We start from the raw sequence: 16572 nt of genomic DNA, 5'->3' as shown, positions 1-16572 counted from the left end.
GCCTGGCTGTGTCCGGACCGCACAGGGGACGGCCCGGACACAGCCCGCCACACCTTCCCGCCCGAGGCCCGTCACACCTTGGCGTTCGAGGCCCGTCACACCTTGGCGTTCGAGGCCCGTCACACCTTGGCGTTCGACGCTCGTCACACCTTCCCGTCCGAGGCCCGGCACACCTTCCCGCCCGAGGCCCGGCACACGTTGGCGTTCGAGGCTCGTCACACGTTGGCGTTTGACGTCCCACGTGTGTCGGACGTTCGCGGGATGGTGCCGAGAATCGCCCCGGTGCGCGTCCGCCGGTGTTTCCGGCGCGCGGCGGCCCCGGGGGCTGGCGCGCGCCGGCGTTCAGAGTGCGGTCCGTTCCACGGGGATCCACAGTTCCGCGTCCGCTTGTGCCGCGTCCTGTGACAGCCGGGTCCGCAGGATCTCGGGTCCGGGCCGGCCCTGGTAGGGGTTGGAGGGAAACCACTGGGTGAATACGTCGCGCCACAGGTACTGGAGTGCCTGGGGGAAGGTTCCGGAGTTCTCGAAGACGGCCCACGTCCCGGCCGGGACGGTGAGTGCCTCCAGGTCCTCGGGAACGTCGGCGCTGCTCACCACACCGTGGTAGTAGTCGAGTTCGGTGCCCTCCGCGCGACTGCCGTCCAGGTTGTCACTCACCGAGACGATTCCCTCGGGTTCCTGGTCGGACAGGCTCTGGATCCGCTGCAGCGTCTCCTGGCCCAGCCCCCGGATGAAGGCGGCGATGTGCGGGTTGACCCCCTCGTGGACGAGGGGGACGCGCGCCTTCTTGCCGACCACCTGGAATTCCTCTTTCTCCACGATCCTGTACCGCATGCTGCTGCTCCCTTCGACGATGAGGCGGAAGGACATCCGTGGCTGGGACTGCAGGCTCGCGCCGGCCCGTCTGGCCTCGCCGGGGCCGACGCCGTGCATCGCGCGGAACGCCCGCGCGAACGCTTCCCCCGAGGTGTAGCCGTAGCGCACCGCGACTTCCAGCAGCGTCCGCTGTCCGGCCAGTACCTCGGCACCTGCGACGGTCAGCCGTCTGCGCCGGATGTAGTGCGAGAGCGGGATCCCCGCCAGTGCGGAGAACAGCCGCCGCAAGTGGTACTCCGACGTCACCGCGATCCGCGCCAGGTCGGACACCTCGATCCGCTGGTCGAGGTGGTGCTCGATGTGTTCCATGGCCTGGTTGAGCCGCTCCAGCACCCGGGCCTCCTTCCCTTTCGGTCACTCACGGTACGAGGGCCCCACCCCGGCGGACCCGACATCCTGTGCCCGCTCCGGTCGGCAGGCCCCCGACGGGAGCGGGCACCCTGCATCAGCCACCACGCACCACGCCGGGCAACGGACCACGCCGGGCAACGGACCACGCCGGGCAACGGACCACGACGGACAACAGACAACGGACCACGACGGGCAACGGACACTGGCACCGTGATCACCTCTCGGGCAGAGCCTGGTACGGGCCCAAAAGGCAACGGGCCTCCCGGGCTTGGCCTCATACCGGCACTCCAGGTCTGGCCTTGGTCTTTTTGTGGTCTTGGCTGACTGTCCGTGAGGCCTGTTACGGTGCCGGGCTGTAAGGGGGCGGCTTCCTGGTTTCCGTACCCCCAGACTCCATGGCCACAGGGGTGGTAGTTCCTTCCGACGCGACCTGCATCTGCTGCGGGCGGGAGCGCGGACACGCCGGTACGGGGCCGGCCGGTCTACGTGGTCGAGGATCTCGAAGGACGACTGCGCCCGTGGTGTATCGCCGGCGGCAGCGCCGCGGAAGGGTTCGACGCCCGTTTCGCAGGCGGCACCAGCCTGGGGGAGGGGCTTCGTCACCTGCTGCGCCGAGCAGGCCCTTCCCACAAACGCGGTCCTGAACGCGGTTGCAAGCGCGGTTGCAAGCGCGGTCCCGAACGCGGTCCTGAAGCGGTTGCAGGCGCGGTCGCGAGCGCGGTCCTGAACGCGGTTGCAGGCGCGGTCGAATGCGCCGGTTCCCGATCGACGTAAGGGTGAAGGCAGCACGTCCAAACCTCAAGGAGCATCCCATCGTGACCGTAACCGCGGATCTGGCCATCTCCCTCGACGGCTACATCGCCGGCCCTCATGTCACCCTCGACAATCCGGGCGGTGACGGCGCCGAGCCACTCTTCGAATGGATCCACAGTCTGGCGAGCTGGCGGGAGCGCCAGGGCATGACCGGCGGGGAGGACAACCGTGACTCCGACCTGATGCGTGAGTGGTTCGACGCCACCGGAGCGGTGGTCATGGGGCGGATGATGTACGACACCGGTGAGGAGTTCTGGGGTGACAACCCGCCGTTCCGCACCCCGGTCTTCGTCCTCACCCACCGCCCCCGGCCGGCCCTGGTCAAAGAGGGCGGCACCACCTTCACGTTCGTCAGCGACGGTATTCACAGCGCCCTGGACCAGGCGAAGGCTGTCGCCGGTGACAGGAACGTCGACATCGCGGGCGGGGCGAGCACCGTGCAGCAGTATCTGAGGACGGGGCTCATCGACGAACTCCAGCTGCACGTGGTGCCCGCTCTCCTCGCAGAGGGGCTGCGGCTCTTCGACGGAGTGGGTCCCGGACGCCGTATCCAGCCGGTCAGGGTGGTGGACACACCCCTCGCCGTCCACCTGAAGTACCGCTTCCTGAAATGACCAGGCGCACACCAGGCCTGTGCGCCGGGCGGCTCGCCGAGCAGTTCCTGAATCGCCGCGCGTGTGACACCGGAGCCGGAGCAGGGCGAACAGGCCTGGCGGTCCGGGCCGGGTGAGGATGCCGCGCCGGACCAGGCCTTCCCGCCCCGGCGTATGCCCTCGGTGTGCCGTGGTCCGGTCCCGAGCCACCGGATATGGCAGACATCCTCGACGCGAAGCCCGTCCCGGGCCCGCTCGAAGAGGGATCAGGATCTCGCGGTATCGGCGTCGGCATCGGGATCGGCGTCGGGATCGGCGTCGGCGTCGGGATCTGTCGGTGTCGGTGTCGGGGTGGCGGTCCGGGAGCGGGGCCGCCTTCCTCGGCGGCCGGTTCCGGCACGAGTGGCGCGAGTGATCCCCGGCGCGCCGGTCCCCGCCCCCGAGTCCACTACCCGGCGGCCTCACCGCCGCCGGCGGCCTCACCGCCGCCGGCGGCCCTGCAACCTGGAGACCACCACCCCGGAAAGCGGCGCCGAAACAGCCTTCTCCGCCCGCCTCACAGCGGGAAGCCTCTGGCCTACGGTGTCTTCGTCCCAGACGTGCGCCTGCGACGGTGCGCCTGCGACGGTGCGCCTGAGATGCGCACGCCCGAGACGGTGCGCCTGGCGTTGTGACAGACACCGCTGCGCCAAGAAGTACTCAAAGAAGACGTGGCGAAGATGCCGGCACCGGCCCGGCGGGCTGTCCCAGGAGCACAGGAGCACAGGAGCACAGGAGCCCAGGAGCGCAGGAGCAGAGGCGGCCACCGTGGCTGCACCACACCAAGGAGACCCCGCATGTCGATCCAGCGGATGGACAACGTCCTCATCGTCGTCGACGACCTTGACGCTGCTGTTGCGTTCTTCGTCGAACTTGGCATGGAACTGGAGGGCAGGATGCCTATCGAGGGAGTCTGGGCAGACCGTGTCACCGGACTCGACGGCGCCCGCCAGGACATCGCAATGCTGCGGACCCCGGACGGTCACAGCCGGCTCGAGCTGACGAAATTCCACACCCCCAAGGCGATCAGCGCCGTACCGGCAAACGCACCGACGAACACACTGGGTATTCGCCGCATCATGTTCGCCGTCGACGACATCGAAGACGTCCTGGCCCGTCTGCGGATCCTGGGCGCCGAACTCGTCGGCGAGGTGCAGCAGTTCGAGGACAGCTACCTGCTCTGTTACGTCCGCGGCCCCGAAGGCATCCTCATCGGACTGGCCGAGCAGCTCGGCTGACAGCCGCCCAAGGGGCCGGCCGCGCACCCAAGAACCATCCGGCATCCGCGCCCGGGACCCTGCCGGTGCCTCCTCGGCTGATCGGGTTAGCGCTTCCGATCGTGCCCAGTCTCCCGCATGATCATCAGCATCAGCATCAGCATCAGCATCAGCATCAGCATCAGCAGCGCAGCGCAGCGCAGCGCAGCGCAGCATCAGCATCAGCATCAGCAGTGCAGTCAGCAGTGCAGTCAGCAGTCAGAAGTGCTGCGGGCAGCCGGCGGTGAGCAGCCGGCAGTGCAGCCGGCAGTCAACGGTCGCCAGTGCAGTCAGAGTGGAGACGCCGATGGACACGAGCACGTCAGAGCATGCTGCGCGGGTGTCCGCCTACGCAGCCGTGGGAACACAGCTGTCGCTGCTCAGCGACCGCCGGCTCGCCAAAGCGGTGGCCGCCGCACCGCATCAGGGTTCCGGTATCGGCGGCAGGTCAGCGGAGATGGAAGTCGAAGAAAAACGTGTCTTCGTCAAACGGATCCCGCTGACGGACATCGAGCTGCAACCGCAGCACGCACGCTCGACCGCCAACCTGTTCAACCTTCCCCTCTTCTACCAGTACGGCGTGGGCTCAGCAGGTTTCGGCGCATGGCGTGAGCTGGCCACCCACATCATGACCACCGGCTGGGTACTCAACAACGACTACGCCGGCTTCCCCCTCCTCTACCACTGGCGAGTCCTGCCGGACAGCCCCCCGGCCGACGTCACCGCCGAGTTCGGGGGCATGGAAGGGGCCGTTGCCCACTGGGACGGATCGCCCGCCGTACGCCGCCGACTGGAAGCCATCGCCACCTCCACCTCCAGCCTGGTGCTCTTTCTGGAACACATCCCCCAGACACTGGGCACCTGGCTCGCCGACAACCACGACCCCGCCCGACCGGAACCCGGAGACGCATCGCCCTACCAGTGGGCCGACAACGCTGTACGGCGCGGCACGGAATTCATGAGCGCCCACCAACTGGTCCACTTCGACACCCACTTCGCCAACCTGCTCACCGACGGCCACCACGTGTACTTCGCCGACTTCGGCCTCGCACTGAGCCGCGCCTTCGAACTCTCCGCCGAAGAGGCCACTTTCCTCACCGACCATCTCGTGTACGACCGCAGCTACGCACCGAACCACCTACTGCGCCACCACCTGCCCCACGGCATACGCGAAGGCACCGAACACCAGACCTTCCTACGCCAATGGACCAAAGGCCACCGGCCCGACGGCATCCCGACCGACATCGGCGCCCTCATCGACCGCCACGCCCCACACGCCATCATCCTGGACGACTTCCACCGTCGACTGCTCACACAGAGCAAACGCACACCGTTCCCCACAGCCGAGATCCAGCAGGCCCTCGCCGGCACATCCACACCGGGCTAGCGGACGACCGCCGCTCCGCCCCTGGTCAGCCGCCGCGGTGTGCTCGACCCCCCGGACAGAAACCCGCCCCCCACCACCAGGCACCGAAGGCAAGACGACCACCTTCCGCCACGACGCGCCCCGCGGGTCTCCACCCCACCACCGTGCCCATGCCCTGACGGAGTCCCAGTCCGCGCTTCCCCCGTAGCCGCCTCCCTTCGAAACCCCCACCGCCGCGGCAGGCCGGCCACCTCCGCACCCCTCACCGCCCCAGAGCCAGCCCGTCGCCCGGCCACGACCACGACCCGGTCCCCGCTCCCGGCCACGGCCACGACCACGACCACGTCCCGGTCCCCGCTCCCGGCCACGACCACGACCACGTCCCGGTCCCCGCTCCCGGCCACGACCACGACCACGTCCCGGTCCCCGCTCCCGGCCACGACCCCGTCCCGGTCCCCCGTCCCTGTCCCGGTCCCGGTTCCCCGTCCCTGTCCCTGTCCCCGTCTCGGCCCGGTCCCGGGCGGCCGCAACATCGAGGACCCCGCCCCCCGTGAACCCGGCACCAACCACCAGCAAACTCCCTACAACCAGCGCCCCCCCTTCGACGGTCACACCAGATGACCCGCACCCCGTCGACCGAGCGGAAGCCCCCGTGCCACACAACCGCCGCATCCTGACGTACGCCATCGCAGCCGCCGCGGCCACCACCGGCCTCGTGTTCCCGCCCGGCGCCACCGCTGCCGCACCCAGCACCGCCGCGAGCGACTTCAACGGCGACGGCTACGCGGACCTCGCCGTCGGCGTCCCGGACGCGACCGTCGCCGACCAGACCAAGGCCGGATACGTGAACGTCGTCTGGGGCGGCCCCAAGGGCGTCGGCGCCTACGGAAGCATCCGTGTCACCCAGGCCACCCCCGAGGTTCCCGGCACCCCGGAGGCAGGCGACCGCTTCGGCACATCCGTGGCCCTGGTAGACCTCAACGGCGACGACATCGCCGAACTGCTCGTCGGTACCCCCGGCGAAGACGTCACCGACCGCGGTACGGACGCCGGCATGGTCATCGCCGTAGGCGGCTCGAAGGACGGCCCGGGACCCGGATCGACGGTCCTCACCGGGCCGGCACCGTCGGCCGCGTACGGCACATCGGTCACAGCCGCCGCCCTCACCGCCGACGACAACAAAGTGATCGTGATCGGCGGCACCGACAAGGTCGTCGCCCGTGTCATCCAAGGCGAGGACAGCATGGTCACCACCATCGTCGCCGCCCCCATGGGCGGCCGCGCCCCCATCCTTGCCACCGGCGACTTCGACAGCGACGGCACAGCGGACCTGGCCACCGCGTACTGGACCGCGGGCGACCCCAACACGCAGTCCCACGTACGCCTGTGGAAGTGGGACGCCGACCGGTCCGCAATGGCCAACTTCTGGAACACCGACAACGCCGGCGTGAGCGCCCTGGCCGCCGGCGACTTCAACGGCGACGGCCACGACGACCTGGCACTCGGAGAATGCCGTGAGATCGCCGACGAGAACATCGACGACCCGTGCGGCCCCGAAACCCTCGCCAAAGGCGGCGGCATCCACATCCACTACGGAAACCCCGCAGGCACCCCCTTCGGCAGCCGCGCCCAGACCCTCAACCAGGACACGCCCGGCGTCCCCGGCGCAGCCGAGAACGGCGACCGCTTCGGCGCCGCCCTCGCCGTCGCCGACATCAACCACGACGGCCGCGACGACCTGATCGCGGGCGCTCCCGGCGAGGCCATCGCAAGCACAGCAGGGGCCGGCGCCGCCTGGCTCCTCCACGGCGGCGCTCAGGGCCTGCTCGACGCGCACGGCACTGCCACGTCCCGCTCCTGGAACCAGGACACGCCCGGCGTCCCGGGCGTCGCCGAGGCAGGCGACACCTTCGGCGCGGCGGTCGCCACGGCCGACTACAACGCCAACGGCGTACCGGATGTCACAGTCGGATCCCCCGGCGAGAACACCTCCCTGGGCGCCACATGGCTCCTCCCCAGCGGCTCGGCCGCCAGCGCGGCCGCCTTCTCACCCCGCACACTCGGCCTCCCCTACCTATCCACCCCCCACAAGTACGGCAAGCCGCTGAACAGCCGTTGAGTGGTCTTTGGGTTGTGTCGTGCGGGCATCGCGTGTCCTGCAGCGGCCGGCCGGCCGCCGGACGGCGAATCGACACCACCGTGCCCGGCACACTCGATACATACGTTCCGACAGCCGAGCAACGCACAGGCGGCGGCGGACCAGACTTCGCCGGCGGCGGACCAGCCTCAGCAATAGTGGCTGGTCACCGGCAGAGGACTGCGGTCAGTGGCCACCACTTGGGGGCTCACAGCCGGTGCCGTCGGGGTAGCCGCCGAAGGCATCCGCCTCGGTGGAGGCACTGCTCATCATGCCCTCCACACACCAGGGAGAGGCACCCATATCGATGAGGAAGCCAACCCCGGTCGGCCCGTCCTGGTACGCCTGTACCTCCCCGGCAGAGTAACCGACGCCAGTGAGCGCCTTGCGGACGCTGTCCGGGGCGAAGTCGCCACGCCGGCGCAGCGGTTCGAGTGCATTCTTGACGCGTCCTACGGCGGTGAGTCCCTCGCACCGGCTCTGGCCGTGGAGCGGGATGGGAACTCTGAAGCCGTGGTTTTCGGCGTAGTGGTCGGCCGGCGGCACAGTTGAGGTGGGGGTAGTGGCGGCCGTGAGCGTCGGCTTGGGGCTCTCGCCGCGGCAGGGGAAGTCCGCCGGTGTACTCGGCGTCGATATGCCACTCGGCGTTGGATGCGAACGCCGGTACGCGTCGGCGGTATCCCCTGCTTGCTGCGTTCCGCACCCCGCCGCCAGCAGGACCACCACCGCAGGCGCCAGCATCCCCAGCCGGGCTCTCGTCTTCCTCAGCGTCGTCACCCCCCGGATCCTTCCCCACAGCTCGGTGGACGTCATGAGTACTTCTACTCATGGGGCCCCACCACTCGGTCAGCCTTCGGTGCCAAACCATCAAGATTCGGTGCCACAGGGCACGGCCGCTCATGATCGTACTGCTCGCCGGCGGTGGGGCTTTGCCGCTGGTGCGGGCTCAGAAAGAGGGTGCCGATGCCACCGGCCTCCCACGCGGCCGCCCCCACCGCACTCGCCCTCACACGGGGACGTCCGCCAACGCGCTCATCGCGCAGCTACCACCGGCAGCCGCAGCTACCACCGGCAGCCGCAGCTACCACCGGCAGCCGCAGCTACCACCGGCAGCCGCAGCTACCACCGGCAGCCGCAGCTGCCGATGACAACGGCCCCACACACGCACAGAGGAGCCGATGGAGATTCCCGGTGACTCGCCGGTAAACACGCAAACGCGCACGCCCGCCCACTCACCATGCTGCTCGCCAAGAACACCCCCAGTGCCGAGTCCGCGTCCCGCTGATGGCTCGAAACCGTTGCGCCGTCCCGCTCGTCGGCACCTTGACACGCCTGATCATGACGCTGAATAGTCGCCGAGGTAGGGCTGCTGTGGGGGCGGCCTCCGCTGCAATGACCTGCTTTGGAGGACGCTTCCATGCGTTTCCCTGGAATTCGTGGCTTCGTGCTGCTCACCACGGCCGTGCTGACCGGCGGCCTGCTCTCGACGCCGACGGCGGCCGCCGACCCGGCTGACCAGGCACCAAGAACCGAGGCGTGCGCGGTGGCAGACCAAATGATCTCCGCCGCCAACTACTGGGTCACCAACGGCACGAACCTGGCGACACCGGACTGGCAGAACGCGACCTTCCACGTCGGCAACCTCGCACTCGTCCGGACCACCGGCCAGTCCAACCACAAAACGTACCCCTGGGCCCAGGACAACAACTACCAGCTGCCCACCGACCCCAAACAGCCGTTCCTCCCCGACAACCAAGCCGCCGGCGAGGCCTACCTCGACCTCTACACCTACTTCCACCCCGAGATCCCGCTGGACAGCATCCGCACCCGGATCACCGACGAAACCGCCGCCGTCAACGCCGGCCACAAGGACTACTGGAACTACGTCGACGCCCTGAACATGGCCATGCCCTCATTCGCACGCATGAGCCAGATCGACAACAATCCAGCCATCCTGGACACGATGCAACAACTCTTCCACTACACCGAGAAAGAAGCAGGCGGCCACGGCCTGTTCAACGAAACCCACGGCCTCTGGTACCGCGACGCACACTTCGCCGGCACCGGCGTGTTCTGGTCACGCGGCAACGGCTGGGCACTCGCAGCGATGACCAAGGTCCTCCAGGTGCTACCGCAGGACGACCCCCGACGGCCCGAATACCTGCGGGTATTCAAGAAGATGGCGCTCACCCTGAGCCTGACGCAGCGCCGCGACGGCTTCTGGAACCCCGACCTCCTCAACCCGCACCACTTCGGCGGCCCGGAAAGCAGCGGAACATCGCTGTTCACCTACGGCATCGCCTGGGGCATCAACACAGGCATCCTCGACGCACGCCGGTACCAGCCGGTGGTCGACAAAGCATGGACCGCCCTGTCCACCAAAGCTCTCCAGCCAAGCGGCCTGGTCGGCTACGTCCAGCCGGACGACACAAAGCCGGGCCCGGCAAAGACAACCGACACCACAGCCTACGGCGTCGGCACATTCCTGCTGGCCGGCCAACAGATGGCGAAACTCCAGGACTGCTCAGCTACCTGAACCCGCCCGGGCCCGTAGCTGCCCGACACCCCGGCGGACCAGACGCCCACCAACCCGCCCCTCCACCCCACAGACCCCGGCTCGTACAACGCCAAGCCGAAACCCCCGCACCGAACCACGCCCCAAACGCTGCCTTACCCAACAACCCACGACCTCGTCGAAGCTCCCACCACCAACCCCGCCACCGTCGCCCACACACCCCAGACAGCCAGCCACGCCCCGCCAGGAACACACGGCGCCACACCACACCAGACAGCCCCACCCCGCCACCACCACCCACAACAACGTTCAGGTCCCCCCAAACCCTCATCATCGGCGAGCAGAAGGACTTCACTCACCACAACACCACCGGCACCGACCCCAACGCCTTCGCCCAACTCACCGGATACACGGACCAGACCAGCACACACCGAACATGTCCGAACCGGACCGTGCGGAACCCGAGCGCCGGGCGTCTCGCGGCGTGATACGGGAACGAGGCCGCCCTGCACCGGGAACTGGTAGCCAAGACCGCGCGGGCTCGAGCCCAGAGACACACTGACGGTGCCGTCGCTAGCGACGCTGCACCAGACGATCCGTGAGTGCGTGCTTGCGAAGCCCCAACAGCACTCGACTCGACGAAGCAGGGACGTGGCATCTGTAGGGTCGGCACCTATGGTTCTGAAGAGCCGATGGACATCCCGTGTCCTCCTGGTCGATGAACGCGATCGCCTTCTTCTGCTGTGCGGACGAGATCCGCGCAAGCCGGGAGCGAGATGGTGGTTCACCGTTGGCGGTGGCGTAGAAGACGGCGAGGATTACGTTCAAGCCGCGGTGCGCGAGGTGCGGGAGGAGACGGCACTCTCTCTGGCTGCTGGGCGGCTGAGTCCGGCTCTCTGGACCCGGCAGGCGGTCTTCAGCGTCGACGGCCAGGGCTTTGACCAGTACGAGGAGTACCGCCTCGCCCGCATCAACCCTGTCGAGGCGAGCGCAATGAAGATTGGCACGGAAGAAGCCCGCCATGGATACCGCTGGTGGACAATCGAGGAACTGGCCACCACGCCGGAAACAATCCGCCCAAAGAATCTGGCTTCCCTCCTGGCCAACGTGCTGACAACCAGCAAACGTGACCAGCGCCCCCAGCATCTGGGGCACTTCAACGAGGACACGGACCCCGAGTAGAGCGTGCATCCGTCCCGATAGCGATCCAGCACCATCGTCTGACATGGCTGTGACGTCGTTCAGCGGCCCCGGCATGTTGGCTTCGAGCGGCCCCAGTTGGCGGGTCGCACGGGCGCATTGAGGGGTGGTGACGGGGCGAAGTGGCCCCGCCTCGGCTCTTGCGGTGAGACGGTTCCTGTGGTTTCCGGCAGGGGCGGTGCTGCGGATGCCTTTGTCCAAACAGGAGCTGTTCGACCGGATCCGGCGGGACAGCTGGCAGCGGCAGCTGTCGATCCGGGCTCTGTCGAAGAAGTACGGCGTTCACCGCCGCCTCGTACGGGAGGCGCTTTCCTCGCCCGTTCCCGCCCCGCGCCGTCGGGCGGTCAGGACGTCATCTCGGATGGAGCCGTACAAGAAAACGGTCGATGCCTGGCTGCGAGCGGATCTGGAGGCGCCGCGCAAGCAGCGTCACACCGTGCGGCGGATCGTGGCGCGGATCGAGGAGGAGTTCGACGAGGCGATCCCGTATCCGACGGTGCGGGACTTCGTCGCGGCTCGGCGCAAGGAGATCGCAGCCCAGGCGGGGGCTCCCGTTGAGGCGTTCGTGACCCGTCACAACGCGCTCGGTGCGGACGCCGAGGTCGACTTCGGGGACGTCTACGTGGACCTGGCCGGGCAGCGCACCCGCTGCTACCTGTTCGCTTTCCTGCTGGCCTATTCGGGCAAGTCCGTCCACCGCATCTCGCGCTCGTGCGGTCAGCAGGCGTTCTTCGAAGGCCACGTCCACGCGCTGACCACGCTGGGCGGCGTGCCGTCCGGTCAGGTCCGTTACGACAACCTCACCCCGGCCGTGAAGAAGGTGGTCTTCCGCAGCCGCTCGCGTGAGGAGAACCCGCGCTGGACCACCTTCCACGAGTACTACGGATTCACCCCGTTCTACTGCGAGCCGGGCCTGCGCGGCGCCCACGAGAAGGGCGGGGTCGAGGGCCAGGTCGGCTACTTCCGCCGCAACTACCTGACCCCGGTGCCGGGGGTGGACAGCGTGGATGAACTCAACGCTCGGTTGGCCGAGTTCGAGGCGAAGGAGGACGAGCGGCGGATCGGGGCGAGGATGCGGACGATCGAGCAGGACTTCGCCCGCGAGGCCGGCCATCTGCTGCCCCTGCCGGACGATCCGTTCGCCACCGGCATCACCCTCACACCCCGCGTCGACCGCTACGGCCTGATCACCGTGAAGATGTGCCGGTACTCGGTCCCGGTCCGCTTCATCGACCACAAGGCCACCGTCACGCTCACCTGCGACGAGCTGACCGTCCATGACGGCCGACGGGAGATCGCCCGCCACCGGCGGCTGACCGGCCGCGGCGCCGAACACCTCGTGCTCACTACTTGGAAGCCCTGCTGACCAAGCCAGGGGCGCTGGAACGCTCCGAGGCCCTCCACCAGGCCCGCGCCGAGCGCACCTTCACGGCCGTCCACGAAGCGTTCTGGGCCGCGGCCAAGAAGGCCCTCGGCGACATCGAAGGAACGAAAGCCCTGGTCAAGGTGCTGTTGCTGCACCGCCACCAGCAGCACGCCGACGTGGTGACCGGGATCCGCGCGGCCCTCGCGGCGGGCACCTTCAACGAGGACGTCATCGCCCTGGAGGCACGCAAGGCGGCCCAGGCGGCCGGTCGGGCACCGACCGTCACCGCCGGCACCCCCGCCCCGGAGCCGTTGGATCTGGGCCCGGCCCCCGGTCACACCCCTGACGCCGCGCCGTCTCGCGCGTGCTCTGCCCTCCGATCCGCGTCCTCTGCCCCGCCTGGAGCAGTGGGACGAGCTGTTGCAGCTTCGCCGGAAAGACTCACCATGACCACCGCCCATCACGCGCTGACCGCACAGGCATCCGACGCGGCGATCGACACCGCCTGCCGACTGCTGCGACTGCCCACCATGCGCGCCCAGGCCACCGACACAATTGCCCGGGCCGAACGCGAGGGCCTGTCCTATGCGAGGTTCCTCGCCGAGCTGCTGATGGCCGAGTGCGAGGACCGGGACCGACGCCGGCCCGAGCGACGTATCAGGGCAGCTCACTTTCCCCGCGAGAAGTCACTGCGGGAGTTCGACTACCGCGTCAATCCCAACGTCGACCCGGCAGTGATCCACAATCTCGCCAGCTGCGAGTGGATTGCCAGGGGCTACCCACTGTGTCTCATCGGAGACTCGGACACGGGCAAGTCACACCTGTTGATCGGGCTGGGCACCGCGGCAGCGATGGCTGGCTACCGCGTCCGCTACACCACCGCTGCAGCCTTGGTGAACGAGCTGGTCGAGGCGGCAGACGACAAGCAGCTGGGCAAGACCATCGCCCGCTACGGGCGCGTCGACCTGCTCGAAATCGATGAGCTCGGCTATCTCGAACTCGACCGCCGCGGCGCGGAAATGCTCTTCCAAGTTCTCACCGAGCGTGAGGAGAAGAGCAGTATCGCGATCGCCTCCAACGAGGCGTTCACCGGCTGGAGCAGGACCTTCACCGATCCACGGCTCTGCGCGGCGATCGTGGACCGGCTCACCTTCAACGCCACCCTCATCGAGACCGGCACTGAGCCCTACCGCCTGGCTCGTTCCAAAGCCAGGGCGGAGCAAAAGGGCAGGCAGTAGTAGCGCACCCGATCCGCTTCGCGAGCCGACGCCATGGGACGATCTTCGCCAAGATGAGCGGGTAGAGGGGCGGAGATGCAGTACATCGTGCACGAAGACCCGGTCGGTCGGGCCGAGAGCAACTACATCGCCCAGGCCGATCTGACCCCCTTCGACCTCGACGGACAGATCGAGCAGCTGTGGCTCCAGCCCGAAGAGCACGGCACATACGCGGTCGCCTGCATCCCCTTCATGACCTACGGCCTCGCTCTCGGAGACCGGGTCCGTCTCTCACCAGCAGCTCGCGTGGTCGAAGTTGCCCAGACGAGCGGACACCGCGTCCTGCGCACACTGCTCAGACCGAGCACGGACGCCGAACGACTTGGCCGCAGCATCAACCTCATCAAGAACTCGATCAAGGAATCCGGGCTGCTCAGCGAATGGCACGGGGAGCACTTCGTCGCCATCGACGTCCCTCCCGGCACCGACACGAGCCCGTTGTTCGCCCTGCTGCAACGGGAAGTCGACGAGGCTGGCGCCTTCTGGGAATGGGCCGACGCCATACCGTTCTCAACCACGCGGAACTGACCACGCCGCGGCTGGTCCCAGCGCAAGCCGACTCCCGGGGCCACTTCAGGACGTCCGAAGCTACACAACCTTCACCAACTGGGGCCGCTCGAAGCCAACATGCCGGAGCCGCTGAACGACGTCACAGCCAGTCTGACAGACCGGAACGGGCAGCAGGGACTGGAGCAGGCCCATTCGGCGGTAGTGGTATCCGAGGGAAAGCGGCGTCGCTGGACAGCGGGCATCGCGGGCCCGGCAGACGGGCTGGGGCCGTTACAGCGAGGCTATTCGACCTGGGACCGAGGACGTGGCCGGCAAGGCCACTTTCCAGTCGAGATCGTCACTCTCGCCAAGTTTGCATTGCACCGCTTCGGCGACCATCTCATAGACCACCAGTCCCGGCGAATAGCCGAGGCAGGCCTGAAGACGGGTCCATGACACCCCATCGGCGTAGCAAAGACCTCACACTCGCTACCTACGGCCAAATTTCAGGTGTGGCCATAGGTAGGACCCCGCGGCGAGAAACAGCGCCGGTTGAGACCGGCCGTTCAGGGACACACGACAGGAAGACAACCCCAACTGGGACGACCCGAGGCCCCCATGCAACGACGCCGACACACCACGCACTTCACACAGACGAACGCTCAGGCCAGTCGTGCCGCTACGCGCCTGAGCGCTGATGCGACACTCCGTGCGGACACCGCTGCGGGAGCGAGAAAATGATAGGAGGCCTGCCACCGTTGCGAGACCGACACGCCACTGCGGTCTTCATCGTCGTCATGTACTCGCTGCTCGGGGCCCTGTTGGCCGCCCTGCTCGCTGCGGGGCTCTCACGCAGCGACATCGGCGGAGGCGTGGCAGCTATCGTGGGCGGGATCCTTGGAGCCGTTTACGGCATATGGCGTATCCAACGCACCCCCAAGGAGGAGCGCGCTGACGGCCCCAACACCCGCTAGCGCGACAGCATTTGCGATCGACGATACAAAAGAGCGACTTGTTGAGCCCGGGCCCAGTCCTTCCGCGTAGATTCACCTACCTCCCGGCGAGAGCTACCCCCCGAGGGGCCTCGCCGATCGACTGTGCCTAAGCGATCATCCGGAGCAGCCGTGCCCACTCAAGACCCAGGCAAGCCACCGACGTAGGCGAAAGCCCTCGCCGCGTACCTCCTCCTTGTCCTCACGCCCCTGGTGATCTGGTCCATGATCCCCTTCCAGGAACCCGGCGCATTCCCCTAGTGAGCGCGATGGCCGTTTATCCGGGCTGCTGCAACAGACTGTGACCTCACCAGGCCCAGCCCTAACAGCCGTGATCATGTTATGAGTTCTCAGGCTCCGCCGAGTACGGAGCGCACGGCAATGATGAACTCATCACGCGAGGCGTCCAGTTCCAGGCGGACGTCCTCGTACTCTCTGCGTTCCCTGATGAAGCCACGGTATTGGGCTTCCAGAAAGGGCCTCTGATCCTCACCATCTCCACACCGATCACCGCGCGGCGCGGGCTGCTCGCTCGGCTGCACTGCCTGACGCGCAGCGACCACGCCCCTCAGACTGCCGGCGAAGCCGACCTGACGTCACGGACCGCACGATCAAGGCATGGTGGGACGGCGGGCGCAGCCCGTCAAAGGAGAACCTGGACGAGATCGAGGCTGCGTACCGGACCGTTCGCCGCCACCATCTGGCCAGGTACTTGCTCGCCCGCCTCAATCGTGAGGGCCGCGGCACCCGCGTGGAGTTCCACCCGTTCAGCCAGAACCAAGTTCCCATGCCTCACCAGCGCGTGATCGAGTACCGCACGCTCAACGTTCCCCACTGGGACGACATCGTGCAGGCCTGGGCCGAGGACGACGAAGCACTCGAAGACGCCTGGGTCAATGACGCGGTGATCGACCTGGGCTCCCAGCGGGGCGAATACGAGTACGTAACCGCATTCGGCTTCGCCGCGTAGCAACCCGGGGACAGTCGCCTGGCGTTACGCGTCCGCTGTAGTTCCGATCCCCACCCTTCATTTTTACCCACGGAATTAGTTTCTAGCGAGAAGGAATTAGAATTCAAAGGGAGGTCGAATGAATTGGAGATATGGTGGAATTGACAGGTTCTCAGGGAGGCGGCACCTGCTGGCCTCGCTGCGCTTTTCGGAATTCGCGGAGCGAATTCCGTGGTCTGAATCGCGGAGCGATTCAGACCGCCGTCACGGAGTGACGGCCTATCAACTGCCTTGCGGAGCAAGGCAGTTGGACCGCCGCGTAGCGGCGGCGCGTCGTGTCTGCGGAGCAGACC

At 67.7% G+C, this 16572-nt stretch carries 11 protein-coding genes and 2 pseudogenes; 11 read left to right on the top strand and 2 right to left on the bottom strand.

Features of this window, described 5'->3' with window-relative positions:
- Positions 1–342: 342 nt before the first annotated feature.
- Positions 343–1209 carry a GyrI-like domain-containing protein gene (locus ACFVYF_RS36840; RefSeq protein ID WP_389462415.1) on the bottom strand — a complete coding sequence of 289 codons (867 nt, stop codon included), beginning with the start codon at positions 1207–1209 and terminating at the stop codon, positions 343–345.
- Positions 1210–2042: 833 nt separating this feature from the next.
- Here ACFVYF_RS36840 and ACFVYF_RS36835 point away from each other — a divergent pair.
- The 4 genes from ACFVYF_RS36835 to ACFVYF_RS36820 all read left to right on the top strand — a co-directional run bounded on the left by ACFVYF_RS36835 (position 2043) and on the right by ACFVYF_RS36820 (position 7413).
- The gene (locus tag ACFVYF_RS36835) at positions 2043–2654 is read left to right on the top strand and encodes a dihydrofolate reductase family protein (RefSeq protein WP_389462414.1); all 612 of its coding nucleotides are present in this window, start codon (positions 2043–2045) and stop codon (positions 2652–2654) included.
- Between the two features lie 815 nt (positions 2655–3469).
- Entirely contained in the window at positions 3470–3910 is a 441-nt protein-coding gene (locus ACFVYF_RS36830) for a VOC family protein (protein ID WP_389462413.1), read from the top strand.
- Between the two features lie 325 nt (positions 3911–4235).
- Entirely contained in the window at positions 4236–5315 is a 1080-nt protein-coding gene (locus ACFVYF_RS36825; protein WP_389462442.1) for a protein kinase family protein, read from the top strand.
- 631 nt (positions 5316–5946) lie between these two features.
- Complete coding sequence (locus tag ACFVYF_RS36820; RefSeq protein ID WP_389462412.1) at positions 5947–7413, top strand: FG-GAP-like repeat-containing protein; 1467 nt, start codon at positions 5947–5949, stop codon at positions 7411–7413.
- A 204-nt stretch (positions 7414–7617) separates the two neighbouring features.
- Here ACFVYF_RS36820 and ACFVYF_RS36815 read toward each other — a convergent pair whose 3' ends face one another.
- The gene (locus ACFVYF_RS36815) at positions 7618–8244 is read right to left on the bottom strand and encodes a hypothetical protein (protein ID WP_389462411.1); all 627 of its coding nucleotides are present in this window, start codon (positions 8242–8244) and stop codon (positions 7618–7620) included.
- Positions 8245–8848: 604 nt separating this feature from the next.
- Here ACFVYF_RS36815 and ACFVYF_RS36810 point away from each other — a divergent pair.
- From ACFVYF_RS36810 to ACFVYF_RS36780, 7 genes and pseudogenes are all read left to right on the top strand, one after another.
- Positions 8849–9967, top strand: coding sequence for a glycoside hydrolase family 88 protein (locus tag ACFVYF_RS36810; protein WP_389462410.1), 1119 nt, complete (start codon positions 8849–8851; stop codon positions 9965–9967).
- Between the two features lie 654 nt (positions 9968–10621).
- Positions 10622–11128 (top strand): NUDIX hydrolase, encoded by a 507-nt coding sequence (locus ACFVYF_RS36805; RefSeq protein WP_389462409.1) that lies wholly within the window; start codon positions 10622–10624, stop codon positions 11126–11128.
- Positions 11129–11333: 205 nt separating this feature from the next.
- A pseudogene (gene istA, locus ACFVYF_RS36800) lies at positions 11334–12962 on the top strand (IS21 family transposase).
- Positions 12959–13750, top strand: coding sequence for an IS21-like element helper ATPase IstB (istB, locus tag ACFVYF_RS36795; RefSeq protein WP_389462408.1), 792 nt, complete (start codon positions 12959–12961; stop codon positions 13748–13750). Before istA ends, istB begins: the two are co-directional and overlap by 4 nt.
- 75 nt (positions 13751–13825) lie before the next feature.
- The gene (locus ACFVYF_RS36790; RefSeq protein ID WP_389462407.1) at positions 13826–14317 is read left to right on the top strand and encodes a DUF4265 domain-containing protein; all 492 of its coding nucleotides are present in this window, start codon (positions 13826–13828) and stop codon (positions 14315–14317) included.
- A gap of 719 nt (positions 14318–15036) precedes the next feature.
- Positions 15037–15252, top strand: a complete 216-nt coding sequence (locus ACFVYF_RS36785) for a hypothetical protein (protein WP_389462406.1) — start codon at positions 15037–15039, stop codon at positions 15250–15252.
- A 512-nt stretch (positions 15253–15764) separates the two neighbouring features.
- Positions 15765–16240, top strand: a pseudogene (locus ACFVYF_RS36780) (transcriptional regulator); the annotation flags it as partial.
- Positions 16241–16572 lie beyond the last annotated feature (332 nt).

The organism is Streptomyces sp. NPDC058274, assembly GCF_042881375.1.
Lineage (GTDB): Bacteria > Actinomycetota > Actinomycetes > Streptomycetales > Streptomycetaceae > Streptomyces.
This window is presented reverse-complemented; position numbering and strand designations above follow the sequence as displayed.